This window comes from Nesterenkonia pannonica (genome assembly GCF_019575955.1).
Lineage (GTDB): Bacteria > Actinomycetota > Actinomycetes > Actinomycetales > Micrococcaceae > Nesterenkonia > Nesterenkonia pannonica.
On the sequence record NZ_CP080575.1, the window covers coordinates 2,140,340 to 2,162,854 of the forward strand.

The 22,515-nt window shown below is 66.9% G+C and carries 28 protein-coding genes and 2 pseudogenes; 7 read left to right on the forward strand and 23 right to left on the reverse strand.

Annotated elements, in window-relative coordinates; all coding sequences use genetic code 11:
* Positions 1 to 25 precede the first annotated feature (25 nt).
* The 4 genes from K0H76_RS15290 to gabT all read right to left on the reverse strand — a co-directional run bounded on the left by K0H76_RS15290 (position 26) and on the right by gabT (position 2,778).
* Positions 26 to 268 carry an aldehyde dehydrogenase family protein gene (locus K0H76_RS15290; protein ID WP_258935437.1) on the reverse strand — a complete coding sequence of 81 codons (243 nt, stop codon included), beginning with the start codon at positions 266 to 268 and terminating at the stop codon, positions 26 to 28.
* Complete coding sequence (locus K0H76_RS15295; protein WP_258933522.1) at positions 208 to 744, reverse strand: aldehyde dehydrogenase family protein; 537 nt, start codon at positions 742 to 744, stop codon at positions 208 to 210. The genes K0H76_RS15290 and K0H76_RS15295 overlap by 61 nt, the downstream gene beginning before the upstream one ends.
* 151 nt (positions 745 to 895) lie before the next feature.
* Positions 896 to 1,402: an aldehyde dehydrogenase family protein gene (locus K0H76_RS15300; RefSeq protein ID WP_258933523.1), complete on the reverse strand. Its 507-nt coding sequence runs from the start codon at positions 1,400 to 1,402 to the stop codon at positions 896 to 898.
* A 44-nt stretch (positions 1,403 to 1,446) separates the two neighbouring features.
* A complete protein-coding gene (gene gabT, locus K0H76_RS15305; RefSeq protein ID WP_258933524.1) occupies positions 1,447 to 2,778 on the reverse strand; it encodes a 4-aminobutyrate--2-oxoglutarate transaminase in 1,332 nt (443 codons plus the stop codon).
* Between the two features lie 71 nt (positions 2,779 to 2,849).
* Here gabT and K0H76_RS15310 point away from each other — a divergent pair, with 71 nt between their 5' ends.
* Positions 2,850 to 3,752: a LysR family transcriptional regulator gene (locus K0H76_RS15310; protein WP_258933525.1), complete on the forward strand. Its 903-nt coding sequence runs from the start codon at positions 2,850 to 2,852 to the stop codon at positions 3,750 to 3,752.
* 529 nt (positions 3,753 to 4,281) lie between these two features.
* On the opposite strand, the gene K0H76_RS15315 is transcribed toward K0H76_RS15310, so the two are convergent.
* The 15 genes from K0H76_RS15315 to K0H76_RS15385 form a co-directional block, all read right to left on the reverse strand.
* On the reverse strand, positions 4,282 to 4,923 hold the full coding sequence (locus K0H76_RS15315) for a hypothetical protein (protein WP_258933526.1): 642 nt from the start codon (positions 4,921 to 4,923) through the stop codon (positions 4,282 to 4,284).
* A 14-nt stretch (positions 4,924 to 4,937) separates the two neighbouring features.
* Entirely contained in the window at positions 4,938 to 5,816 is an 879-nt protein-coding gene (locus tag K0H76_RS15320) for an ABC transporter permease (RefSeq protein ID WP_258933527.1), read from the reverse strand.
* A 181-nt stretch (positions 5,817 to 5,997) separates the two neighbouring features.
* Positions 5,998 to 6,396, reverse strand: a complete 399-nt coding sequence (locus K0H76_RS15325; RefSeq protein WP_258933528.1) for an ABC transporter ATP-binding protein — start codon at positions 6,394 to 6,396, stop codon at positions 5,998 to 6,000.
* A 78-nt stretch (positions 6,397 to 6,474) separates the two neighbouring features.
* A complete protein-coding gene (locus K0H76_RS15330) occupies positions 6,475 to 6,654 on the reverse strand; it encodes a hypothetical protein (protein WP_258933529.1) in 180 nt (59 codons plus the stop codon).
* A 160-nt stretch (positions 6,655 to 6,814) separates the two neighbouring features.
* Positions 6,815 to 7,801, reverse strand: a complete 987-nt coding sequence (locus tag K0H76_RS15335; RefSeq protein WP_258933530.1) for an ABC transporter ATP-binding protein — start codon at positions 7,799 to 7,801, stop codon at positions 6,815 to 6,817.
* Positions 7,802 to 7,809: 8 nt separating this feature from the next.
* On the reverse strand, positions 7,810 to 8,031 hold the full coding sequence (locus K0H76_RS15340; RefSeq protein ID WP_258933531.1) for a hypothetical protein: 222 nt from the start codon (positions 8,029 to 8,031) through the stop codon (positions 7,810 to 7,812).
* Between the two features lie 2 nt (positions 8,032 to 8,033).
* Positions 8,034 to 9,041 carry an MFS transporter gene (locus tag K0H76_RS15345; RefSeq protein ID WP_258933532.1) on the reverse strand — a complete coding sequence of 336 codons (1,008 nt, stop codon included), beginning with the start codon at positions 9,039 to 9,041 and terminating at the stop codon, positions 8,034 to 8,036.
* A 12-nt stretch (positions 9,042 to 9,053) separates the two neighbouring features.
* Positions 9,054 to 10,211, reverse strand: a complete 1,158-nt coding sequence (locus K0H76_RS15350; protein WP_258933533.1) for an ABC transporter substrate-binding protein — start codon at positions 10,209 to 10,211, stop codon at positions 9,054 to 9,056.
* A 17-nt stretch (positions 10,212 to 10,228) separates the two neighbouring features.
* Positions 10,229 to 10,717 carry a hypothetical protein gene (locus K0H76_RS15355; RefSeq protein ID WP_258933534.1) on the reverse strand — a complete coding sequence of 163 codons (489 nt, stop codon included), beginning with the start codon at positions 10,715 to 10,717 and terminating at the stop codon, positions 10,229 to 10,231.
* Positions 10,714 to 11,022 (reverse strand): arginase family protein, encoded by a 309-nt coding sequence (locus tag K0H76_RS15360; RefSeq protein ID WP_258933535.1) that lies wholly within the window; start codon positions 11,020 to 11,022, stop codon positions 10,714 to 10,716. The genes K0H76_RS15355 and K0H76_RS15360 overlap by 4 nt, the downstream gene beginning before the upstream one ends.
* Complete coding sequence (locus tag K0H76_RS15365; protein WP_258933536.1) at positions 10,943 to 11,773, reverse strand: agmatinase family protein; 831 nt, start codon at positions 11,771 to 11,773, stop codon at positions 10,943 to 10,945. Before K0H76_RS15365 ends, K0H76_RS15360 begins: the two co-directional genes overlap by 80 nt.
* Complete coding sequence (locus K0H76_RS15370; RefSeq protein ID WP_258933537.1) at positions 11,749 to 11,940, reverse strand: hypothetical protein; 192 nt, start codon at positions 11,938 to 11,940, stop codon at positions 11,749 to 11,751. Before K0H76_RS15370 ends, K0H76_RS15365 begins: the two co-directional genes overlap by 25 nt.
* Before the next feature lie 356 nt (positions 11,941 to 12,296).
* Positions 12,297 to 13,211, reverse strand: a complete 915-nt coding sequence (locus tag K0H76_RS15375) for an MFS transporter (protein ID WP_258933538.1) — start codon at positions 13,209 to 13,211, stop codon at positions 12,297 to 12,299.
* On the reverse strand, positions 13,130 to 13,423 hold the full coding sequence (locus K0H76_RS15380; protein WP_258933539.1) for a hypothetical protein: 294 nt from the start codon (positions 13,421 to 13,423) through the stop codon (positions 13,130 to 13,132). Before K0H76_RS15380 ends, K0H76_RS15375 begins: the two co-directional genes overlap by 82 nt.
* A complete protein-coding gene (locus K0H76_RS15385) occupies positions 13,401 to 14,252 on the reverse strand; it encodes a hypothetical protein (RefSeq protein WP_258933540.1) in 852 nt (283 codons plus the stop codon). Before K0H76_RS15385 ends, K0H76_RS15380 begins: the two co-directional genes overlap by 23 nt.
* Between K0H76_RS15385 and K0H76_RS15390 the strand changes: the two genes are divergently transcribed.
* From K0H76_RS15390 to K0H76_RS15415, 6 genes and pseudogenes are all read left to right on the forward strand, one after another.
* Positions 14,238 to 14,522 carry a hypothetical protein gene (locus K0H76_RS15390; RefSeq protein WP_258933541.1) on the forward strand — a complete coding sequence of 95 codons (285 nt, stop codon included), beginning with the start codon at positions 14,238 to 14,240 and terminating at the stop codon, positions 14,520 to 14,522. The genes K0H76_RS15385 and K0H76_RS15390 overlap by 15 nt on opposite strands.
* Positions 14,523 to 15,157: 635 nt before the next feature.
* Entirely contained in the window at positions 15,158 to 15,502 is a 345-nt protein-coding gene (locus tag K0H76_RS15395) for a hypothetical protein (RefSeq protein ID WP_258935504.1), read from the forward strand.
* Positions 15,503 to 15,614: 112 nt separating this feature from the next.
* Positions 15,615 to 16,604 (forward strand): annotated as a pseudogene (locus K0H76_RS15400) (iron ABC transporter permease).
* Between the two features lie 29 nt (positions 16,605 to 16,633).
* Positions 16,634 to 17,656, forward strand: a complete 1,023-nt coding sequence (locus K0H76_RS15405; RefSeq protein WP_258933542.1) for an ABC transporter substrate-binding protein — start codon at positions 16,634 to 16,636, stop codon at positions 17,654 to 17,656.
* The gene (locus K0H76_RS15410; protein ID WP_258933543.1) at positions 17,653 to 18,414 is read left to right on the forward strand and encodes an ABC transporter ATP-binding protein; all 762 of its coding nucleotides are present in this window, start codon (positions 17,653 to 17,655) and stop codon (positions 18,412 to 18,414) included. Before K0H76_RS15405 ends, K0H76_RS15410 begins: the two co-directional genes overlap by 4 nt.
* A 368-nt stretch (positions 18,415 to 18,782) precedes the next feature.
* Positions 18,783 to 19,418: a hypothetical protein gene (locus tag K0H76_RS15415; RefSeq protein ID WP_258933544.1), complete on the forward strand. Its 636-nt coding sequence runs from the start codon at positions 18,783 to 18,785 to the stop codon at positions 19,416 to 19,418.
* Between the two features lie 216 nt (positions 19,419 to 19,634).
* On the opposite strand, the pseudogene K0H76_RS15420 reads toward K0H76_RS15415, so the two are convergent.
* The 4 genes and pseudogenes from K0H76_RS15420 to K0H76_RS15435 all read right to left on the reverse strand — a co-directional run bounded on the left by K0H76_RS15420 (position 19,635) and on the right by K0H76_RS15435 (position 22,299).
* A pseudogene (locus K0H76_RS15420) lies at positions 19,635 to 20,839 on the reverse strand (acetamidase/formamidase family protein).
* 182 nt (positions 20,840 to 21,021) lie between these two features.
* Positions 21,022 to 21,165: a hypothetical protein gene (locus K0H76_RS15425; RefSeq protein ID WP_258933545.1), complete on the reverse strand. Its 144-nt coding sequence runs from the start codon at positions 21,163 to 21,165 to the stop codon at positions 21,022 to 21,024.
* A gap of 80 nt (positions 21,166 to 21,245) precedes the next feature.
* On the reverse strand, positions 21,246 to 21,914 hold the full coding sequence (locus K0H76_RS15430) for a transcriptional repressor (RefSeq protein WP_258933546.1): 669 nt from the start codon (positions 21,912 to 21,914) through the stop codon (positions 21,246 to 21,248).
* Positions 21,915 to 21,918: 4 nt separating this feature from the next.
* Complete coding sequence (locus K0H76_RS15435) at positions 21,919 to 22,299, reverse strand: hypothetical protein (RefSeq protein WP_258933547.1); 381 nt, start codon at positions 22,297 to 22,299, stop codon at positions 21,919 to 21,921.
* Positions 22,300 to 22,515: the final 216 nt, after the last annotated feature.

The following is a 22,515-nucleotide window of genomic DNA, read 5'->3' on the forward strand; positions in this document are numbered from 1 at the left end:
ATATGCTTCTGAGGCATCCTTGCAGTCAGCTCCAGTCGACGCTGAGGTACTGCGGCTCGGTGAACTCCTCGATGCCGAACTGCCCTCCCTCGCGGCCGATGCCTGACTGCTTCACACCGCCGAACGGCGCACTCGGGTCCGAGACGATGCCGCGGTTGATCCCAACCATCCCCGCCTCGAGGCGTTCGCCGATCTGCATGGCCAGCTTCAGGTCGCCCGCGTAGACGTAGGACGCCAGTCCGACGGCGGCGCGGTTGGCCTCAGCGATGACCTCATCCTCGTCGCGCCACGTGACCAGAGGAGCGACAGGACCGAAGATCTCCTCCCCAGGATGGCTGCGTCTGCGGCGACCCCGGTGAGCAGCTGGGGCGCCACAAAGGTGGGGCTTACTGACGGCGGCAGCTCAGCCTGAGCGCGCACCTGGGCACCGTCTGCCGCTGCTGCCTCCACCAGGGTGCGGATGCCGTCCGCCGCCTTCTCACTGATGACCGGCCCGATCTCCGCACCCTGCGCCGCGTCGCCGACCCGCAGAGCTGCGATGCGTTCGCCGAACTTCGCGCTGAACTCCTCAGCCACATCCTCGTGGACGTAGAAGCGGTTCGCCGCGGTGCAGGCCTGACCGCCGTTGCGGAACTTCGCCACCATGGCACCAGCCACAGCAGCGTCGATGTCCGCGTCGGCGGTGACGATGAAGGGGCGTTGCCGCCCAGCTCCATGGACGTGTTGATCACACGCTCGGCGCACTGGCGCAGCAGCACGCTGCCCACCCCGGTCGAGCCCGTGAAGGAGAGCTTGCGGACCCGGTCATCGGCCAGCCACGCGGAGACGACCCCGCCGCATCAGAGGTCGCTGCCACCTGCACGAGACCTTCGGGAGCCCGGCTTCGCGGAGGATCTCAGCGATGGCGAAGGCGGTCAGCGGAGTTTCGGCAGCTAAGCTTGAGCAGCACGGAGCAGCCTGCGGCCAGCGCCGGACCGATCTTCCTCGTGGCCATCGCGGCGGGGAAGTTCCACGGGGTGATGAGCACGGCCACCCCCACCGGATGCCGGGTCACGACGTTGCGCACTCCCGGCGGGTGCTTCGGCGTACTGGCCGGGAGTCCGGACAGCCTCTTCGGCGTACCAGCGGAAGAACTCTGCCGCATAGGTGACCTCCGCCGTCGCGTCGGCCCGCGACTTCCGTTCTCCGCAACAATCAGGTCCCGAAGCCGCTCCGCCTGCGCATGCATGCCGTGGAACGCGGCCATGAGCACCTCCGCACGGTGACGCGGTGCGGAGGTCCGCCACTGCTCGAAGGCGGCCTGAGCCGCGTCCACCTGAGCCGCGGCCTCGTGGGGCGCGGTGTCGGCGACGGTGCTGATGGTCTCCCCGGTGGCGGGGTTGGTGACGGTGAGCGTCGTCATGTGCGGTCTCTCTCTGGTCGTAGGAACGAAGCGGTTCGGGCGGCTCAGTGTGCGGCAAGCGCGTCAGTGATGACGCTGAGCCCTTCGCGGAGCAGCTCGTCGCTGATGGTCAGGGGCGGAAGGAGGCGAATCACGTTGCCGTAGGTGCCGCAGGTCAGGGTGATGACGCCCGCGCTGCGCGCTGCGGCGGCGACGGCGGACGTCAGGGCCGCGTCGGGCTCTCCGGTGCCGGGGTCGACCACTTCGAAGGCGAGCATGGCGCCGCGGCCGCGGATCTCACCGATGCGGGCGTCCTGCTTCTGGGCGGCGCGCAGGTGCTCCATCGCGATGGCCTCGATGCGAGAGGCCTCCTGGAGCAGGTCGTCCTGCTCGATGGTCTCGATGGCGCCCAGTGCTGCCGCGCAGGCCACAGGATTGCCGCCGTAGGTGCCGCCCAGGCCGCCGGGGTGCGCGGCGTCCATGATGTCCGCGCGCCCGGTGACGGCCGAGAGCGGCATGCCGCCGGCGATTCCTTTGGCGGTGGTGATGACGTCGGGCTGGATGCCCTCGTGCTCGGAGGCGAACCACTGTCCGGTGCGCGCGAAGCCCGTCTGGATCTCATCGGCGATGAAGACCACGTCGTTGTCGCGGCACCACTGGGTGATGCGCTGAAGGAAGCTCGGGGCGGGCACGATGAAGCCGCCCTCTCCCTGGATGGGCTCCATGATGACGGCGGCGAGGCTGGATGCTCCGATCTGCTTCTCGAGCTGGTCTATGGCGCGATCGGCGGCCTGATCTCCGCTGAGTCCGTCCCGGTAGGGGTAGGAGCCCGAAACGCGGTAGATCTCGGAGGCGAAGGGGCCGAAGCTGTGCTTGTAGGGCATCGACTTCGAGGTGAGAGCCATGGTGAGCGTGGTCCGCCCGTGATAGGCGTGGTCGAAGGCGGCCACTGCCTGCTTGCCGGTGAAGGCGCGGGCGACCTTCACCGCGTTCTCCACGGCCTCCGCCCCGGAGTTGAACAGCGCTGTGCGCGTGGGTCCCGGCACCGGCGTGAGCTCTCCGAGCTTTTCGGCGACGGCCACGTATCCCTCGTAGGGAGTGACCATGAAGCAGGTGTGCGTGAACTGCTCGACCTGCTCCTGCACGCCTACCACGACCCTGGGCGCAGAGGCGCCGACGGACGTCACCGCGATGCCCGAGCCGAGGTCGATCAGCCGGTTGCCGTCGACGTCCTCGACGATGCCGCCCTCTGCGCGCACGGCAAAGGTCTGCATCAGGGACGCGACGCCCGCGGGCACGGCGGCCTTCTGGCGGCTGAGGAGCTCGGCGGCCTTGGGGCCGGGGAGGTCGGTGACGAGGCAGCGGGACTGGGGCAGGGGCGTGGAGGCAGACGTCATACTCCGATGATCAGGGTGAGCTGTTCATGCCGTCCAATGCCTGATTGGGCGTTTGAGTATACGCTTCAGGCATGGAACTCCGTCTGCTCCGCTACTTCGCCGCCGTCGCTGAGCACGGCACCGTCTCTGAGGCCGCGTCGGTCCTGCGGATCAGCCAGCCCTCGCTCTCGCGGCAGATGAAGAAGCTGGAGCAGGATGTGGGCCTTCAGCTGTTCACACGGGCAGGCACGCGCAACATTCTCACCTCGGAGGGGCGCGAGTTCCTCGGCGCCGCACGGGCTGTGCTCGCCAAGCAGGCCGAGGCCTCGCAGCTGGCGCAGGTGCTGGCTCAGGGGCAGCTCTCCAGCGTGTCGCTGGCGGCGCCGCGGACCACGCTGATCGACATCGTCGCACCCTTTGTGGCCACTTTCCGCCAGCAGGACCCCGTGCCTGATGTGAGCGAGATCAGCATCGACCCCGACCTGGAGCGATCACTCTCCGAGCATGACCTGGTGGTCACCGCCCGCCCCGCATCAGCGCTTCCCACGGGGCTGCCCGCCCAGACGCTTGATCTGGCGCGCCTGCCCGTGTGGGCCTACGTCCCCGCTCATCACCGGTGGGCAGAGCGTGAGGCCGTCGAGACGGCGGACCTGGCCCAGGAGGTCATCATCACCCCGTCCGGCGAGTTCAGGGCGCGGGAGCTGCTGGACGCGGCCCTGCAGCTGGAGGGGACAGCGCCGTTGGGCCGCGTGGAGACCAAGCACGGCCGGGTGGCGCAGGCACTAGCGGCTGCGGGCCGGGGCGTCGCAGTGGTCTCGGACGACGCACACTTCGACCTTCGCCCGCTGCGGCTGCATCACCGGGGCAGCTTACTCACCGTCGGACTCAGCGTCCAGTGGCGCACGGACCACCACGCAGCGGAGGCACTGCACGAACTGGCTCTGCGGCTGCGGAGCTTCTGCGGCGAGCGCTACGGGCACACGCTGCCGGACTGAGCCCGGAGCGGACCAAGGCGGCATCGTCCCGCGTCGTCAGCCCGTTCGGAGGGACGCCGTATATATTGTGCGGTGCACCTGACGCGGCACCGTGCTTCGCTGCAGCGGGTGCAGGCGCGGCGGCGGCCAGCCTCTCGGCTCACCTAGCGATCTGCACGCCCTACCACCGTTAGGAGGGCCCCGAAGAGAGGCGGGAAGCCGCCGCGCCGCCTCCGGACGAGCCGATGCTCCGCGGCTCAGCTGACTGCAATGCGCGGGTCGGCCACTGACTGAAGAACATCCGCTGCCGTGTTGGCCACCACGTACACTGCGCCGAGGATCAGCGTGACGCTTACCACCGCAGGAAGTCCGCCACGTTGAGGCTTGCGCCGAGGTAGGAGCCCATGCCGCCCCAGCTGAACACCTCCTCGACCACCAGAACCCCGCCGAGCATGAATCCCAGCTGCAGAGCCCCATCGACAGGGCCGCATTGACGGAGTTCCTCAGCACGTGACGGAACAGCACACTGGTCCCGCGCAGACCCTTGGAGTCAGCGGTCCGGATGTAGTCCTGACCGTAGGTCTCCATCAGCGAGGAGCGCAGAACCCGTCCTACGGCGAGCGCCGGGGCCAGTGCCAGCGCCACCGCAGGCATAGCCATGTGGTGGAGCGCCTGAGACAGAAGTTCCAGCTGGCCGGTGAGCAGGGCGTCCAGCGTGTAGAACCCGCTGGGACCATCCGGACTCGGGCCTCGCCCCTCGAGGGAAGGATCCCGAGGTTGCGATAGAAGATGATGAGCCTGAGGATGCCGACCAGGAACGTGGGAATGGTCGAGCCGACGAAGAGCAGCCCCGGAAGAGTGAGGCGCCGGGCCAGCGAAGCATCGAGGAGACCGCGAACGCCACCCCCAGGATCAGCGCCAGCACGAAGGCGAAGAGGACCAGTTCGAGGGTCGCGGGCATGTAGGCCAGCAGATCGTCCATCACCGGCCGTCGGGTGCGGAAGGACATGCCCAGGTCTCCCACCAGGAGCCCTCCTAGGAAGCTGACGTAGCGGACCAGAAGCGGGTCATCGAGTCCGTAGCGCTCCCTGGCGGCGGCGATCGCCTCCGGGGAGGCGGTCGCACCGATGGTCGCGGCCACCGGGTCCTGCCCCGAGATCTCCTGAAGAATGAACATCACCGTGGCCAGCACCCAGAGCAGACCGATCAGGAGGCCAAGCGAATGAGCAGAAAGCGCAGCCGTGCGGAGATCATCGGATCAGCTCCTGTTCGCGAGACGATTGCGGACGCCGTCGCCGCGAGGTTGGAGATCAGGCTGAGCAGGGCCACGCAGGCACCCGGGATGACCGGCACCCACCAGGCGTTGAGGATTTCGGCCATGCCCCGCGAGGTGTCAGCGCCCAGCTCCGGGGCCGGAGCGGGCTGCCCCAGCCCCAGGAAGGACAGGGTGGCCAGCACGAGCACTACGTTTCCGATGTCCAGGCTGGCGGTCACGATCGCCGTAGGCACCGTGCCCGGCAGCAGATGCCGCCACATGATGCGGAACCAGCCGACGCTTACCATCCGTGCGGCCTCAACATGCGGACGCACAGCCAGTGCGCGGACCTCGCTGCGGATGATGCGCGCGTAGTAGGGCCACCAGACGATCGTCACGGCTATGAACGTGTTGGTCAGCCCGGGACCCAGAGCCGCGGCGACCGCTACGGCGACGATCATCGACGGCAGGGCGAGGAAGACCTCCGTGAACCGCATCAGCACGGTGTCGACCCAACCGCCGTGCATCCCGGCGACCAGGCCGACGACCATTCCGATGATCAGCCCGACGACGGTGACGATCATCGCCAGCAGCCATGAGGTGCGCAGTCCCATCAGGGTGCGCGAAAGGAGGTCACGGCCGAGCATGTCCGTTCCCAGAAGGTGACCGTCGCTGAACCACGGCTGCCGCGGCGCGCCGACCGGCTGGACCGGGTCGTGAGGTGCAAGCCAAGGAGCTGCGACAGCCACGAGGGTCATGATCACCAGCAGGCTGATGAACGCCCAGTCTGCTGCGGCCCCGCGGCTGCTCCACCACGCGACCGGACTCATCCGACCCAGCATCCGGAACCTGGGCTCCGGGGAGGCGGGCCCTCGGGTGCGGCACCCGCTGCCGTGGAGAGAGGGGGCGCTGCGGTCATCGTCCGCTCCCTCGGGGACGAAGCAGGCCACGGAATGCCGGAGCGCACGGGGCACTGCGGTGCTGAGCGCTATCAGGTCAGCTTCCTGGTCATCAGGAAGCGGACCTTCTCCGTATCCTGCCGGACGGTCGAAGGTGTGCCCTCGGGCGGGCTAGGCGCCCTGATGCGCGACGACCGCATCGCCTGGGGCGCCTCGGGTCCGGCACGGCGGCCAGCAGCTGGCGCGTATAGGGGTGCCGGGCATCATCGATGATGCTGTCAGCTGGGCCGAGCTCGACCACACGGCCGTGGTGCACCACAGCGATGCGGTCGCTGACCATGCGGGCGACCGCGAGGTCGTGGGTGACGAAGACGACCGCGATGCTCAGCTCGATGCGCAGCTGATTGATCAGCTCGAGCACCTCAGCGGCGACCGACACATCCAGGGCGGAGGTCGGCTCGTCGCAGAGGAGCACCTTGGGCGGGACGATGGCGGCACGGGCCAGAACCACTCGCTGCCGCTGACCGCCTGAGAGCTCCCCGGCTTCGCGTCCAGCACGGAGAGCGGCAGACCTACGTGTCCGATCATGTCAGCGATGCGCTCCCGCCTCTCGTCCGCGCCCACGCTGCGGGGAAGCGCTCGAGCAGCATCTCCTGACCGTCATCCAGGGAGTCAGAGAGGATCCGGCGTCCTGGAAGACCATCTGCACATCGGGGCTGGTGGGCCCGGTGATCGTGCCGGAGGCGATCTTCTTCTGCAGGCCGCCCACGGCTCGCAGAATGGTGGACTTTCCGGAGCCGGACTCCCCACCACTGCGATCGACTCGCCGGGCTGGACGTAGAGCGTCACCCCACGCAGAGCACGAAGGGTGGTGCGGCGGCCCTTCTCGTCCCTGACCGCGAAGGTGCACTCGATGTCATGGGCGGCGATCAGCGGCTCCCCTTCGAGGTCACGCCCGGGGCAGGAGGCGGGCCCGGCACGTCGAGGGAGAGCCTGGCCGCGAGCAGTCGTTTCGTATAGTCGGCCTTCGGGGCCGAGAGGATCTGGTGGCTGGGTCCCTGCTCCACGATCTCGCCCGCGTTCATCACCACGATCCGGTCCGCGATCTGGCCGGCGACCCCAAGGTCGTGGGTCACCATGACGACGCTGCACCCCAGCCGCTGCTGCGTCTGCTTCAGCAGCGCAAGGACCTGCGCCTGCACCGTGACGTCCAGCGCAGTGGTGGGCTCATCGGCGATGATCAGCTCCGGGTCGCCTGCCACAGCCATCGCGATCATCGCCCGCTGACGCTGTCCGCCGGAGAGCTCGTGGGGATAGGACCTGTACCTTCGGCGGGGCTCAGGGATGCCGACCGCCTCCATCAGGCGGATGGACTCCTCGGCCGAACCTGACTTCTCCGTGATCTGGCTGCCCACGTGCATGGTGGGGTTCAGTGAACTCATAGGATCCTGGAATACGACGCCGATCCGGTGCCGTCTCAGCTCCCGCAGCGCCTTTGGGCTGATGGCGCTCATGTCGTGCCCAGCAGCTCGTATCTCGCCGTCGATGTGCGGACGGGACGATTCCGGCAGCAGCTTCATCATCGACATGGTCATCACGGATTTTCCGGAGCCGGATTCTCCGACGATGCCGACGATTTCACCTCTGCCGATCTCCAGATCGATGCCTTTCAGCACATCAGAGCGGACCCCATTGCGCTCGAGGCTGATGTGCAGATTCTTCAGGCTGGCGACCGGCTCTGCGGCTCTCTGCGTCGGAGCGGGGCTTACTTCTCCTTCAAGGCTGTCATCGCGTCTCTTCCTTCGTCGTTCGGACAGAATGGTGTTCCCAGGCACGCTGCTTGGCGGCCTCTCGTTGGGAGATGTCCGCAGCGACGATCTCCTCGACTCGCTGCTGCCTGACCGGGACGTGAGCATCAGCAGGCTTAAGCAGCGATGGCGCAGAAACCGGCCGCTCCGAGCCAGAGCACTGAGGCGCCGAACGTTTCGAGCACGAATCCGCCGAGCACGGGCCCGATCACCATCGCCAAGGACTTATGCATGGAGAAGATCCCTGGTAGCGGCCCCGTCGAGCGGGCTCTGCGAGGTCTGCGGCCAGGACTGGGCCTGCGGGTGCGAGCCCATCTCCCCAGCGTCCAAATCGTCACTGCTATGAAGTAGACGACCAAGGTGGTCGCCGCGGCCTGGAGCCCCACCCCAGAGCCGTCACCAGAATGAACAGCGCCACGCACACATTTCGCGGAAGTCGCCCGAAGAGCCGAGCAGTGGGGATCTGCAGGATGCACAGCAGCACCCCATTGAGGGTCAGCAGCAGCCCGTAGGCCGAGGAGGGGAACCCCTGCTCGGCCATCACCAGCGGAAGGGTGGTGGTCGACTGCACGTAGACGATCGAGTAGATGAGCATCACCAGGCCGAATGTGATGAACGTTCTGTCCCTGAGCACCTGGCGCAGCCCGCCCTTCTCCACCGGCGGGCTGTTCTGGATGCTTACGCGCATCGAGGCGTCCGGCTCCTGCCCGCGGCGGCGCCGGCGCTTTCCCGCCACGGCTCCCGCAGCGTTGGAGTCGGGCACTTTGGCCACCAGCACAGCCATTGAGGCAGTCAGCATGGCCGCCTGCCCGTAGAAGATGAGCTCGATGCGACTGTCTGCCATGAATCCCGCGAGCAGCGGACCGATCGCGTAGCCGAGGTTCACCGCCCAGTAGTTGTAGTTGAAGGCCAAGCGTCGGTGCGCGGGCTCCACGAGGTCACCGATCATGGTGGCGATCACCGGGTAGGAGCAGCCGTTGAACAGCCCGTAGAGCGCCAGCAGCCCGGAGATCAGCAGAGGGCCCTCCGCCGCCGGAATGAACAGCAGCACGACGACGGAGAGCAGCTGGCTGCCGACCAGGGTGATCTTGCGGCCGATGCGGTCGGCCAAGACGCCGCCGACCAGCCCTGAGACCACCACACCGACCCCGAAGGCCGCGACGACCAGGCCCGCCGATCCCGCCGTCAGCCCAACCTCGGACGTCAGGAAGATGGTCATGAAGGGGACCACGAAGTGCCCCACCATGATGATCAGTCGGACGAGCCAGAGCCACCAGAAGGGACCGGGGAGGTCTCTCAGACGACTGCTGGTCGACGCGGCCTCCGAGAGGCTCGGTGCGGTGGCCACTGGGAATCCGGACTACTCGTCGATGGACAGTCGGGCGAAGTCCACCGTCGCCGGTGCCGCGATGCTGTGAGCCTCTTCGACGCCTGAGATCCAGGGCTGGAACACCATGAAGTCGCTGACCCAGGCGAAGGTCGGTGCACAGCCGTATTCGTAGGCCGCCTCACCCGCCTCGTTGAAGATCTCGGCGTCATCGGTGACCAGGGCCTCGTCGAGCAGCTCGTCGATCTCCTCATTGGAGCACTGCAGGTGGTTCAGGCCGCCGGACTCGCCCCAGAAGACGTGGCCGTGCATATAAGGGTTGTTCGAGTCGGGCCAGGTGCCGGAGTAGACGAACGCGTCGGGGACGCGGTCGCGTCCTCGTAGAAGTCCCCGAAGATCTCGGAGGACTGGTGAGAGGTGACCGTGGCATTCAGGCCCATACCCTGCAGCTCTGCGGCGACCAGGTTCGCCATCTGCTCGGAGTCGGTGGAGGCGGAGCTGTGCCCGATGACGATCTCCTCCCCTCGTTCTCCGCGGCCCACTCAGCCAGGGCCTCGGGGCTGTGCGTGAGCTCCCGGTCCTCGTAATCAGGGAGGGCGCCCTGCGGAAGTCGCCCGTTGCTGGCACGGCACTGTCACCGAGGATGTCCTCGGTGTACTGGTTCCAGTCGATCCCTTCGAAGAGGGCCACGCGTGCCTCCGGATCGGAGAGGATCTCCTGATTCGGGTTCATCAGGAAGTTGGAGAGCTGGTAGGAGGGAAGAGCGAACGCCGACAGCGCCTCGTCGTCCGTGTAGTCACCGCGCGACGAGGACGGGACTCCCTGCAGCAGGGCATGCAGATCACCCTGCTCCAGCTCCAACTGCATCGCCGAGATCTCGGTGTAGACGGGCAGGTCGATGGTGTGGAACTCCGGGTCAGCCAGGTCCTCGTCCCAGTAGTCCTCGAAGGCCTCCAGGGTGTAGCCGTCGCCGACGGAGGCCTCAGCCAAGGTGTATGGCCCGGTGCCCGCAGAATTCTCCGCGATGTAGCCCTCAGCGTTGTCCTCGTCGTGCTCCTCGATCACCTCGGGGCTGATCATCCGCGGCCCGTACGGCGACGCCAGGTAGTCGAGGAACGCGGAGTTCGGCTCCTCCAGCACCATCGTGACCGTGTACTCGTCCTCAGCCTGCACATCCACGCCCGCAGCCATGTAGGCAGGGCTTAAGATCAACATCGAGGCGCCGCTGGAAGGACGCTTCGACAGCCTCCGCGTTGAACGCGGCGCCGTCGTGGAATGTCACCCTCACGCAGCTGGAAGGTGAATTCGGTGAACTCGTCGTTGATCTCCCACTCCTCGGCCAGCAGCGGAATCACGGTGGCCTCGTCGTGATTGCCGGGCTCGTAGCGGACAAGGCCCTCGTAGAGATTCGTGGTGAGCGCGAGGCCGTTGCCGGAGTAGTAGATGTCCGGGTCCGGCGGCTGACCGATGTCGTCAAGGACGCCCAGTCTCAGCACCCTGTCCTCGGGCGGCTCCTGCGCAGCCTGGGCGGTGTCGCCCCCGGCGGTGTCCGGGTCAGCTTCGGCCTCGCCCCCATTCCCGCATGCTGAGAGGGTCAGTGCAGCAATGGAGAGAACACCGGCTGCCTTCAGCGTGCCGGGCAGGCATCGTCGTCGCAGGAGTGTGTCTTCCTCAGGCTGGAAACGTGCGTTGTTCATGGTCTTCCTTCACTGGTGCGATGCGAATGATGAATAGGGGTCGGTGTGCGGTCATCGGGCGCGGAAGGTGCGGTTCCTCTCCTTCCCTGGCTGTCCAGTCCTTCTCCGAGCGCATACGGGTGCACGAAGTTGGGCTCCGTGAGTCCCTGTCGGCGCATCGCGATGCCGGTCATCGCCTCACGGATGGCCCGGTTGGCCAGCAGCGCGGTGATCTCACCCTTGTCGTCATAGGGCGGGGAGACCTCCACCACGTCCACGCCGACCACGCCGACCTCCGCGCAGAGGCGCCGCACTGCGGTGAGCACATCGACGCTGGTCAGCCCCGGGCTCTGGGGTCCCGGTGCCCGGGGCGAAGGCCGGGTCAGCGACGTCGATGTCCAGGGACAGGTACAGGTAGTCCGCCTGGTCGAGAGCTTCGTCCACGGCCCGCTCGAGCACCTCGTAGAAGCCGCGATGGTTGATCTCCGCCATGAAGTGCGTCCGCATCTCCTGCTCGTCCATCCAGTCGAGCGTCTCCTGGTCCGGCCAGTAGCCGCGCAGCCCCACCTGCACGAAGTTCTTGCCGGGGACCGCGCCCGACTCGATGAGCTTGCGCATCGGGGTGCCGTGGGAGGCCAGTGAGCCCGGCATGTCCGTGCCGGTGTCTGCATGGGCGTCGAAATGGACGATGCCGACCTTGCCGTACCCGTAGTGGTCCGCCACCGCTGTGGCGGCAGGCCAGGTGATGGCGTGGTCGCCGCCCATGATGATGGGGATCGCACCGGAGTCGACGATGGTGCCGACGAACTTTCTGATCTCCTCGAACGTGCCCGGGGTGTTGCCCAGCATGATCGGCGAATCCCCGTAGTCGCACATGTTCAGCTCAGCGAAGGCATCCACATGGGTGTCCAGGGAGAAGTGCGGGCGCGGCCCGTAGCCGCCCTTGTAGTCGCAGGAGCGGATAACCATCGGGCCGTGGTTCGTGCCGCTGCGACCGCCTGCAGTGGAGTCCCAGGGCACACCGCAGACCGCGACGTCGATCTCCGCGGCCTTCAGGTCCTCGGGGGTGAGTGCCACGGGCAGCTTGGCGAAGGTCTGGATGCCGGCGAAGCCTCCTCGCGCTGACGGTTGACGTGGAGAAGGCCGGGCTTGCGGTCCACGTTGTAGCTGTCCACCGCGCCATGTCCTTCGAGTCCCTCCCAGCCGACGGGGCTGCTCCCAGAACCCTTCAGGCCAAACATCATGGTTGTGGTCGTGGCTGTGATCGTGTCCCACGGGCGGGGCCTCCATATCTGCGGTGCTCCGGACAGGCGCCGGAGTGCTGTTGGACATTAAGACTGTGGTTGGCGAAACGTTTCGTCAATGGCTTTCACAGGATGTTTACACGTCTTTTACAGGGCAGCTTCAGCGTCATATCTTCGTAACCTGTCCTCTTCATAGCGTTGGCCCAGACGGCGTCGTCTCGCCGGTCCTGTCACCGCCAGCAGGACCGCTGCAAGCACGCAGACCCGCTTGCTGCCGAGCCAGAGGGCCTCGTGCCCAAACCCATCCAGCACCGCCCTGCCGAGAATGGGGCCGACGACCATCGCTATCGAATGATTCAGCGAGTACACGCCCTGATACCTGCCGTGCTGCGTGTGGTCCGCGAGGTCGGCCGCAACCGACTGGGCCTGGGGGTGGGATCCCATCTCTCCCAGGGTCCATACCGCCACCGCCGCACAGTAGTAGAGGAATGTGGCAGCCGCTGCCTGAGAGCCGACCCCAGACCGGTGACAAGAATTGCCACCACAATGACGGCGTCACGGCTGAACCGGTTCAGCCACTTGGCCGTGGGGATCTGGAGGAGGCAGAGCAGGAGGCCGTTGAGCGTGAGCAGATACCCGTAGGACACCGGGGAAAAGCCTTGGTCGGCCATCACCAGCGGAAGAGTGGTCATCGACTGCACGTAGACGATGGAGTACAGCAGCATGACACAGGCGAACGTCATGAAGACCCCATCCGTGAGGACTCTGACGATGCTCCCCTGCCCGGCTGGGGAACGGGCGGGGAGGACTGAATCGATTCTGCAGTGTTGGACGCCGCATGGTCGCCGCTGGAGCATGCGGCGGCGGGGGCTCCGCCGCGCCCGTCCCGCGCTGTGCGACTCCGGCACCTTGGCCGCGACAATGGCGGTGGCGGTCAGCAGCAGCGCCGCCTGGCCGAAGAAGACGAGCACGAAGGTGCGGTCGGCCATGAATCCTGCGATCAGCGGACCGATGGCGTACCCGAGGTTCACCGCCCAGAAGGTGTAGTTGTAGGCGGTGCGGCGGTGCCTGGGCTCCACCATGTCGCCCACCATCGTCACCATCACCGGCTGGGCCGCCCCGTTGAACAGCCCGTAGACGAACAGGAGGATGCAGATCAGAAGGGCTTCCTGCGCGAAGGGGATCAGCATCACGGTGGCCGCTGAGAGGACCAGGCTGCCGAGCAGGGTGCGTTTGCGGCCCAGCCGATCGGCGAGAATCCCGCCCACCATCGCAGAGACCACCACCCCAGCCCATAGCCGGACACCACCAGCCCGGCGGCAGAAGCGGACAGACCCACATCACGCGTCAGAAAGAGCGTCATGAACGGGACGACGAACCGTCCTATCCAAATGACGAGCTCGGCGAACCACAGCCACCAGTAGGCAGCGGACAGGTCTCTCAGCCGGGTGTGCTGGACCTCATGGGCAGGGACCTTTCCCACAGCGCACCTCCTGGAGCGTGACGAATGATGATGGCTCCAGACTGCGCATGCCGAAACGATTCGTCAATGGGGTGGGCAACCCCTGGCCAGGATTTAACGCAGTGTTTACTGCGGGAGATGCACAGGCGCTTGGATGAGCGTGGTGCCGGAGACCCGGGCTGAGCCTACCAGCCTCCAAGAGTTCGATGAGCCGTTCGGCGCAGGCCGCTCCCAGAGCCCGGGCAGGAAGATCCACGAACCCCACCTCGGGAACGTGGTCGAGCAGCCCGCCGACGTCGGGTCCCGCACTGGCGAAGCGGACGGCTCGCGTGGGCGAATGCTCCGCCAGGAACTCCAGGCCAGCCAACACCCCGTAGGGACTTGAGACCAGCACAAAGTCGGCCTCCTCATCAGCCTGCAGCATCGGCTGAAGCACCTCCCGGAACCCCTCTTTGTCGTCCCAGCCGCCGAACCGCACATACCCGTGAGCCGGTGCAGCGCCGAGGTCCGCAGCCCAGGCATCGAAGACATCGCGGAGCAGGTTGCCCCACCCGGAATGCTCGTCGGGCGCCACCAGCAGCGGCCGCGTGACGCCGCGCGCGGCCTCGGGGGCCAAGAGCTCACTCAGCGCCCTGCGATGGTCGACGGCGACGACTTCGCACTCGGGCAGGCCTGGAGGCAGATGCTCGCCTGCAACGACGGGCAGAGCAGAGAGCATCAGCTCACGGGCGCGCAGATCGTCGCTGAGGGGGTCCACCACGATGACCCCGTCCACGCGCGCTGCAGTGCTGCGGGGCATGTCGGCGTTGGCGGACAGTATGGAGACATCATAGTCGTGACGCTGCCCCACTTCGAGCACCCCGGCAAGAAACTGCCGAAAATATGGCTTGTCGAGCTGCTCCGTCGGGGATTGGCGGTGCAGCCCGATGGTGCGCGTGCGCCCCGTGCGCAGTCCGGAGGCGAGCGCATTGGCGACGTAGCCCAGCTCCGCTGCGACGTCGGCGACCTTCTGCCGCGTCTCCCCGTGATTCTCCCGCGGCCGGAGAGGGCATCCGAGGCGGTGCCCACCGAGACGCCCGCCTTCTCAGCTACGTCCTTCAGCCGGACGCGGCGAGGCTGACGGGAGGCGGACATAGGCCAACTATAAGCTGAAACGGAGTGACGAAACGTTTCGTCACTGAAACAGCGGCGTAACCCAGGATCTCTAGTCTTCTTGCAACAATGTTGCAGAACCTTGAGTGACGGTCCCAAGCGCCTCACCCGTGCGGACCAGGAGGGCACCCCGATGAAGAACGCATCCGAGCTCGCCCACGACGTGAGACTCACAGCCGCGGAGAAGGGACACCAGATGGCGTCGCACACGGCGGAGCAGCGTCGCATCAACGACTACTGGTCGCGGTGGGCGAGGGACTACGAAGCCCACCAGGCCGCCCGCCGTGAGACGGACGGAGGCACCTCTGTCTGGGAGGACGTATGGAACGCCGCTCTGCCCCAGCCGCCTGCGCAGGTCCTCGATCTCGGAACCGGCTCGGGAGCGGTCGCATTTCTTCTGGCGGGCATGGGGCATCAGGTCACGGGCATCGACCTTGCGGAGGGCATGCTGGCTGAGGCCCGGCGACGCTCCGGCTACTCCTCCAACCCGATGTTCGGACGGGGCGATGCCTCCACGCCGGAGTTCGACGACGAGACCTTCGACGCACTCACCGCCCGGTACGTGCTCTGGACCCTGCGCGGGCCGGAGCAGGCCCTCGCCGAATGGCTGCGCATCCTCAGGCCCGGGGCGTCCTCGTCGCTGTGGACTCGCTCTGGTTCCCGCAAGGATTGGCCTGCCAGGGAGAAGCCAGCAGCGAACGTGCACGCGACTTTCGGGAGACCTACCGGGGCCAGGAGCAAGACCTGCCGCTGGCTGAGGCGGATTCCATCGACGCGTTCGCCAGCCGCATCCGGGCGGCCGGGTTCGTCGATGTCACTGTCGATGAGCTGCCCGCCGTCATGGAGGCCGACAGAGCGCACGGCGTCGCTCCCGGTCACGACGTCCAGATGCAGTACCGCATCCGCGCCAAGAAGCCCGAGGCCGCGTCGTCATCTCTCACCCTCTAGGCTAGCTGCAACGATGTTGCAGAAGGCGAACACCTCAGGCCCGGAGGCCTCCACAGCTGGCGGCCTCGGACGGGGCACGCGCCGACGGGCCGCCCTGTGGACCGGCGGACTGATGCTCCTGCTCCTGGTGACCATTGCTCTCTGCGTCGGCATTGGGCCCGTTCCCGTCGCCCCCACCACCGTGCTGGCCATCATCGGGCACGGCATCGGCCTGCCCATCGAGCAGACATGGACCGATGCCGAGCAGTCCATCGTCTGGGAGATGCGCACCCCGGGTCCTGATGGGCCTAGCAGTCGGCGCGGGCCTGGCCGTATGCGGTGCCGCCCTGCAGGGCATGGTCCGCAACATCCTCGCGGACCCCTACATTCTCGGAATCTCGGGGCGCCTCCACCGGAGCGGCGGCATCGATCCTCTTCGGCTTCGCCGCCGGAGCGGGGCAGTACGCCCTGCCGGTCAGCGCCTTCCTCGGCGCACTGGGAGCCTCCCTGCTGGTGTTCTTCCTCGCCCGCGCCAACGGGCACGTCACCTCCATCCGGCTGCTGCTGGCAGGCATTGCTGTGGGCTACGCGCTCTCAGCGACCACCAGCTTCCTCATCTTCGCCTCAGACAACGCCGAAGGATCCCGGTCGGTGATGTTCTGGCTGCTGGGATCACTTGCCCTGGCACGCTGGGATGCTTTCCTCATGCTGGTGCTGGCCATCGCTCTGGCCAGCACCGCATTCCTGGTTCTCTGGGCCCGCCGCCTCGACGCCCTCTCCATCGGCGACGACACCGCACGTGCCCTCGGTGTGCCGCCGATGGCCACCCGCATCCAGCTGCTGACCGTGGTCTCGCTCTGCACCGGGGCGGTGGTCGCCGCCGCTTACGCCATCGGCTTCGTCGGCCTGGTGGTCCCCATCTCGGCCGCCGCCTCGTGGGAGCCGCACACGGTCGGCTGATCCCTGTCGTCGCCCTGATCGGGGCCATCCTGCTGATCTGGGCCGACGCAGGCGCCCGAGTCCTCATGCAGCCGCGCGAACTGCCCATCGGCATCATCACCGCCCTGGTGGGCGCCCCTTCCTTCTGATTCTGATCCGCCGCATGAATGCGCGCATGCCATGACCTCCCACCCCTTTGCCTGAGAGCCCACCATGACCCAATCCCGCACGCGCCGCACCAGCACAGCACTCGCCGTCGCAGGGATCGCGGTGCTCACCATGACGTCCTGCGGCGGCGCGGACGACGCAGCCGCGGACGACGCAGCCGGAGCGCACGAGGACACCGGCCAGGACTACCCGCGCACCATCGAGAACTGCGGCCAATCGGTGACCTTCGACGCCGAGCCTGAACGGATCATTCTCCTGGAGACCGCACCGGTCACCATCCTCGACGGGCTCGGCCTCATGGACCGTGCGGTGGCCCGCGCCGGCGCGTTCCCTGAGGAGTACTACGACGAGGAGCTCTACAGCCGGATCCAGAGCATCGAGTCCCTTTCGGAGGAACTGGATGCCTCCGGCCACCTGATGATCTCCCAGGAGGAGGTCGTCGCACACGACCCGGACCTCGCCCTGGGCCAGCCCGACGGCGTGAGCCGTGAGGGCCTCGCGCCCGCGGGGATCAGCATGCTCATCCAGGAGCTCTACTGCCCCGAGCCGACCGTGGACGCCTCCTACGAGACGCTCTATGCCGAGATCGAGACCTACGGGAGATCTTCGGCGCAGAGCAGGAGGCCGCATGAGCTCATCGCCGAGCTGGACGCCCGTGTGGAGGACGTCGCCGAGCGCGCCGAATATGAGGACCGGACCGCCGCCGTGCTGTACCCCACAGTGGGCGGCGGCAGCTCCTACGCCTACGGCAGCCGGTCGATGGCCCAGCCGCAGCTGGAGGCCGCCGGGTTCGAGAACGTCTTCAGCGACACGGACGAACGCGTCTTCGAAGTCCAGATCGAGGAGCTCGTCGACCGGGATCCTGACGTGCTCATCCTCCTCTACCAGGGTGATGTCGACGGGGTCGAGGAGACCATCGTGGAGCTGCCCGGCGCGGAGACGATGACAGCCGTGCAGGAGGAGCAGATCCACACCCAGCTGTTCAACTTCACCGAACCCGCCACTCCCCTCTCCGTCGACGGGCTGGAGATCATCTCCGAACGCTTCCAGGGAAGCGGGACGGAATGATGCTGGAAATTTCCAGCATCACCCACTCCTACGGGGAGAAGACCGTCCTCCACGACGTGTCCATGCGGGCCGAACCAGGCGAGGTGGTGGGCCTGATCGGACCCAACGGCAGCGGCAAGACCACCCTGCTGCGCACTCTCTACGGAGCCCTGCGACCCGATGCTGGCAGCGTCGAGTTCGACGGTGCAGAGGTCAGGCGCATCCCGCCGAAGAGGCTCGCCCAGCGGGTCGCCGTCGTAGTGCAGGAGCCGCCCAGCGAGCTCATGCTCTCCGTGGCTGACATGGTGCTGCTGGGCCGAACCCCGCACCTCGGCATGTTCAGCCGCCAGGGCCTCGAGGATGAGCGTGTCGCTGAGGAGGCTCTGGACCGGGTCGGGCTGCGGCGCCTGGCGAACCGGGAGTTCAGCGGCCTCTCGGGTGGGGAGAAGCAGCGGGTGCTGATCGCCAGGGCCCTGGCTCAACAGGCCGAGTGCCTGCTGCTCGACGAGCCCACCAACCACCTCGACATCAGCTACCAGCACCAGGTCCTCCACCTGGTCAAAGAGCTCGGCATCACCGCCGTGGTTGTCCTGCACGACCTCAACCTCGCCGCCCGCTACTGCGACAGGGTGGTGCTCCTCTCCAACGGCCGTGTCCACGCCGAAGGCCGCCCCGATGACGTCCTGAACCAGTCCACCCTCGAGCCCGTCTACGACGTGAGCATCGAGCGAGTCGCCGCCGAGGACGCCACCACCCAGCTCCTCTTCCGCCGGGCCTGAAGCAGCACCACAGTGAAAATCCCATCCCCTGCCCGGAATGCCATGTGCCCGAGTGTATTAGCCATAGGCTAGTGCCGTTCGGAGCATCCACCATGAGGGATGCGATGCTCACATCACTCACAGTTTGAAAGACGCATGCAAAGACATTTCCGACCCCTTATTCCTGTGACGCTGATTGGAACGCTCGGGTTCGTTGCCTGTGCTTCCGACCCGGAGACCGCCATATCTGACCAGGAGACTCGCGAACCTCAGGGCCAGGCCAGCAGTGAAGATGAGATGAGTGGGGCCTCCACTGCGGCACGGACCCCGGAAGCGACCCATGAACAGGGTCTCCCTCGGACGAGGACGTCGAAGCGTATATGGAAGCAGTGGTAAGCAACTCACCCTCCGAACTTGAGGACGCTGAGAGCCTCACAGCACTTGGCAGCCCCGCGGAGGGTTATCTGATCTATCTGCGCCACTTAGGCGAGTCCTCGCGCGACGCCGGACTCGGCCCAGAACCGCAGTCCCAGCTGGACCACGACGACGAGAGCTTCGAACTGTGTGAGTCCTACTCCACTTCGGAGGAGTGTCTGACGTTCACCGACTTCAGCGGTGACGAGGGGCTGATCGAGAGTCTTTACATCGAAGACCGCCCACTGGAGGAGCGCCTGGTGGCCGATGGTGAAAGCACCTTTGACGGGCCCGCAGGGAGCGAAGTGACGTTCATATCTGCGTACGAAAATGGTGCTGGTACGCATCTCCTGATCGGCTACGAGCTGCGCAGCGGCAGTTCCGGAATGATGATGCCCTGGGGCAGTTACAGGAATCCCTCGGGACGGCAGAGCCAATCAGAAATGACCCAGGGCACTCCCACCCTGGCCCCCGACTCCATGAGCTACTACGTCGAGTCGATCCCAGGCGGCGAACTCGGGGGCGAGCATTACCTGGAGCTCATCGATGACGAGGGCTTCTCCATGGAGACCATCGTGATCCCTGTTGGTGCAGAGGACCCCGAAGACTGACCGCCGCCGTTCGGTGCTGGAAAGCTGCAGCGATTGAGCCTCTCAGCCGGTCAACCGCTGCGAAAGTCCAGCACCTAACGACGTGGGCGGCCGAAGGGGCGCACGCGTGGGGCCGAAGCAGTGTACGGCGCTCAGCGCGGGGCTTACCGACGGAGGGCGGTGTCAGAGCGAGGGATTGGCCGCCCTCGGCACCGGCACGCCCTGCGTGACTTGGGCTTACCCGTCCGCGGAGGGCCGCAGGTCCAGATCGAAGATCTCGGTGGGGATGTACACGGTCGCGCAGGAGTTCGGGATGTCGACCACTCCGGAGAACCGCCCCTCGATGGGCGCCGCTCCGAGAAGCAGGTACGCCTGCTCGCGCGTGTAGCCGAAGGTGGTCAGGTAGTCGATGGCGTGGAGGATCGCGCGCTGGTAGGCGAGCTGCGAATCCAAGTACTTCTGCTCCCCTCAAGCGTCACGGAGGTGCCTGAGAAGGCGAGCCACTCTGAGTACTGCGGGTCGGTGCGCCCCGGCATGAAGATCGCGTTCTCCGAGACCCCGTAGGTCTCCATGCCGCCCTTGATGATGTCGACGTGCAGATCGATGAAGCCGCCCATCTCGATGGCACCGCAGAACGTGATCTCCCTGTCGCCCTGGGAGAAGTGCAGATCGCCCACTGAGAGGTGACCGCCCTCCACAAATACCGGGTAGAACACCCGCGAGCCTTTGGTCAGATTCTTGATGTCCTGGTTTCCGCCGTTCTCACGCGGTGGCGCGGTGCGCGCGGCCTCCCCCTGCGACGCGGCCGAACTCCTCCGCGGGCACGCCGCCGAGGATCGCCTGGTCCGGCTCCGGCGGCAGGGCCAGCGGAGGGACGCGCTGGGGGTCGGTGGCGATGAGGTCGCCCTCACGCTTGTTCCACTTGGCCAGCAGCTGCGCTGAGGGCGCCGTGCCCATCAGTCCGGGGTGGGTCATGCCGGTGTAGCTGACGCCGGGGATGTGGCGGGAGGTCGCGGTCTGCCCGGAGAAGTCCCACACGGCTTTGTACGCGTCGGGGAAGTGCTCGGTCAGGAAGCCGCCGCCGTTGTTCTGGGGGAACACGCCGGTGTACCCCACCCCTGACCGGCCAACGGGCCCTCCTCCTGGGGAATCGGACCGATGTCGAGGATGTCCACCACTAGAAGGTCCCCGGGCTGCGCACCCTCCACGGCGAAGGGGCCGGACAAGCAGTGGACGCTGTTCAGCGGAGCGTCCCGAATGTCCTCCGCGGAGTCATCATTCTTAATGGCCCCGTCGAACCATTCGCGCACTTCGGCGCGGAAGCTGTCGCCTGGCTTCACGGTGGCCACCGGAGGCACCTCGGGGTGCCACCTGTTGTGGCCGAGCTTCTCCTGCTCGGTGAACGGCTTGGATGAGTCCAGCGGAAAGAGCACTTCAGGCATGACATTCCTCTCGTTTCTGCAGTTCTGCGCGGACGGCGGACGGGAACTAGGGGCGAGGCAGCTTGAGGTGCCTCGGATCAGAGGTGACGGGCGAGGCACGACGCCGACCAGCGGGTCCTTGCACGACCTCCGGCTCAGAGGCGGATCTGCGGGCGTGGTCGATGGCCTTGGCCCGGGGTCGCTCAGGCGGGTGAGACCGGCGGCGGAGAAGATGCGACGCGCCGGTTCGGCGCACTGGGGGCAGGCTCGTTCCTTGGGCACCTCGGCCATGGGGTGCTGCGCGTCGAAGACCCGCAGTAAGCGCACTGGAATTCGTAGAGCGGCATGTGAACCTCCTGCTCCTCAGGCTAGCGGCGACCTATTACGCCCAGGTCACATGCTGGTTCAAGCGGCGGGGATTCGAGTCTCAGCGGCTTAATGGCCCCGTTCGGTGCTGGAAAGCCGCAGCATCCAGGCCGTTCAGCAGGCGATTCGCTGCGAAAGTCCAGCAGCGAACGGAAGGGGTCCGCGCGCGAGCGGTGGAGCGAACAGCAGGGCGCGGGGCGGACGGCAGGGCGCGGCGACAGCCGTTTGGGCGATCACCGGACGGGGTAGGAGACGGGACAGAGCGAGAGGCGGTCCAGCTCAGCGGCAGTGCGCGCAGAGGCCCGTGATGGTGGACTGGTGCAGATCCAGCTGGAACCCCGCGTCCGCCTCGAGCGCCTCTGCGGCCGCGGCGAAGCTCTCCGGGGCAGCGCCACCACGGCCTGGCAGCTGCGGCAGTGGCCGTGCACATGGGTGGAGGTCGCCAAGTGGAAGGATGCGGCTTCCCGGCCACCTGTCGCACAGCCACGATCCCGAGCTCGGCGAACCGCTCCAACGCTCGGTAGACAGTGGTGCGGTGGATGCTATGACTGCTCAGCTCCTCGGCGACCTCGTCCGCGGACAGGTGCCGGTGATGCGTCGCCAGTGTCTGGAGCACCGCCTGCCGGGCGGAGGTGGCGCGCTCGCCGTGCTCCCGGAGCGTCTGCAGGGCGGTCTCGACGAGCTCCTCCGTCTGCCCGTGGTGGTGACGGTGGTGGGCGCGCCCGCTCATCCGCTCACCGCCCGGGAGCGCAGGGGTTCAGCACAGCTTCGGCCGTCCAGGCAGCAGCATCGGCGACGTCGATGGCCGCCATGCCGAATTCGCGGCGCAGCGCGGCCCACGCCCCAGCAGAGTCCAGGTGGCACAGGGCTGCGGCAACCCGTTCGCGCTCCTCAGCGCCGAGGTCAGGGATCTCCGCGTCGAGAAGCTGCTCCACGTGGACGCGGGAGGGAGCCGGATTCGCTGCAGCGGCCCCGCGCATGGTCGTCTCAGCAACGAGGAAGGCAAGCTCGGGCCTCTGGCTGTAGGCGGCCATCGTCTGGCGCAGCGCCAGCGGAAGGTCGAATACGGAGTCGAAGCTGGGCCGCGCGAACACCACATGGTCGGCCCACGCCACGGCTCCCAGGAGCAGGTCCGAGCGGGTCGGATAGTGGCGGAAGATGGTCCGCTCCCCACGCCAGCCCGCCGGGCAATCAGCTTCAGGGACACATCATCGGTGCCGAGCTCCTCGATCAGCTCCACATAGGCGGCGAGGATCCCCGCGGAGGTGCGGCTGAGGCCCAGCCGCTCGGCAATTTCGTCCGCTTCAGGCGTCTGGCCGATCACGGGCGCC

Excerpts from the sequence above, each read along its gene's own strand:
- K0H76_RS15310 (WP_258933525.1), top strand. The coding sequence starts at position 2,850 with ATGGAACTCCGTCTGCTCCGCTACTTCGCCGCCGTCGCTGAGCACGGC.
- K0H76_RS15350 (WP_258933533.1), bottom strand. The coding sequence starts at position 10,211 with ATGGCTGCGGGCGTGGATGTGCAGGCTGAGGACGAGTACACGGTCACG.
- K0H76_RS15395 (WP_258935504.1), top strand. The coding sequence starts at position 15,158 with ATGGCTGCGCATCCTCAGGCCCGGGGCGTCCTCGTCGCTGTGGACTCG.
- gabT (WP_258933524.1), bottom strand. The coding sequence starts at position 2,778 with ATGACGTCTGCCTCCACGCCCCTGCCCCAGTCCCGCTGCCTCGTCACC.
- K0H76_RS15335 (WP_258933530.1), bottom strand. The coding sequence starts at position 7,801 with ATGCTCACGTCCCGGTCAGGCAGCAGCGAGTCGAGGAGATCGTCGCTG.
- K0H76_RS15375 (WP_258933538.1), bottom strand. The coding sequence starts at position 13,211 with ATGGTGGGCGGGATTCTCGCCGATCGGCTGGGCCGCAAACGCACCCTG.
- K0H76_RS15410 (WP_258933543.1), top strand. The coding sequence starts at position 17,653 with ATGATGCTGGAAATTTCCAGCATCACCCACTCCTACGGGGAGAAGACC.
- K0H76_RS15355 (WP_258933534.1), bottom strand. The coding sequence starts at position 10,717 with ATGAACAACGCACGTTTCCAGCCTGAGGAAGACACACTCCTGCGACGA.
- K0H76_RS15430 (WP_258933546.1), bottom strand. The coding sequence starts at position 21,914 with ATGAGCGGGCGCGCCCACCACCGTCACCACCACGGGCAGACGGAGGAG.
- K0H76_RS15370 (WP_258933537.1), bottom strand. The coding sequence starts at position 11,940 with ATGATGTTTGGCCTGAAGGGTTCTGGGAGCAGCCCCGTCGGCTGGGAG.
- K0H76_RS15320 (WP_258933527.1), bottom strand. The coding sequence starts at position 5,816 with ATGAGTCCGGTCGCGTGGTGGAGCAGCCGCGGGGCCGCAGCAGACTGG.
- K0H76_RS15425 (WP_258933545.1), bottom strand. The coding sequence starts at position 21,165 with ATGCCGCTCTACGAATTCCAGTGCGCTTACTGCGGGTCTTCGACGCGC.
- K0H76_RS15300 (WP_258933523.1), bottom strand. The coding sequence starts at position 1,402 with ATGACGACGCTCACCGTCACCAACCCCGCCACCGGGGAGACCATCAGC.
- K0H76_RS15405 (WP_258933542.1), top strand. The coding sequence starts at position 16,634 with ATGACCCAATCCCGCACGCGCCGCACCAGCACAGCACTCGCCGTCGCA.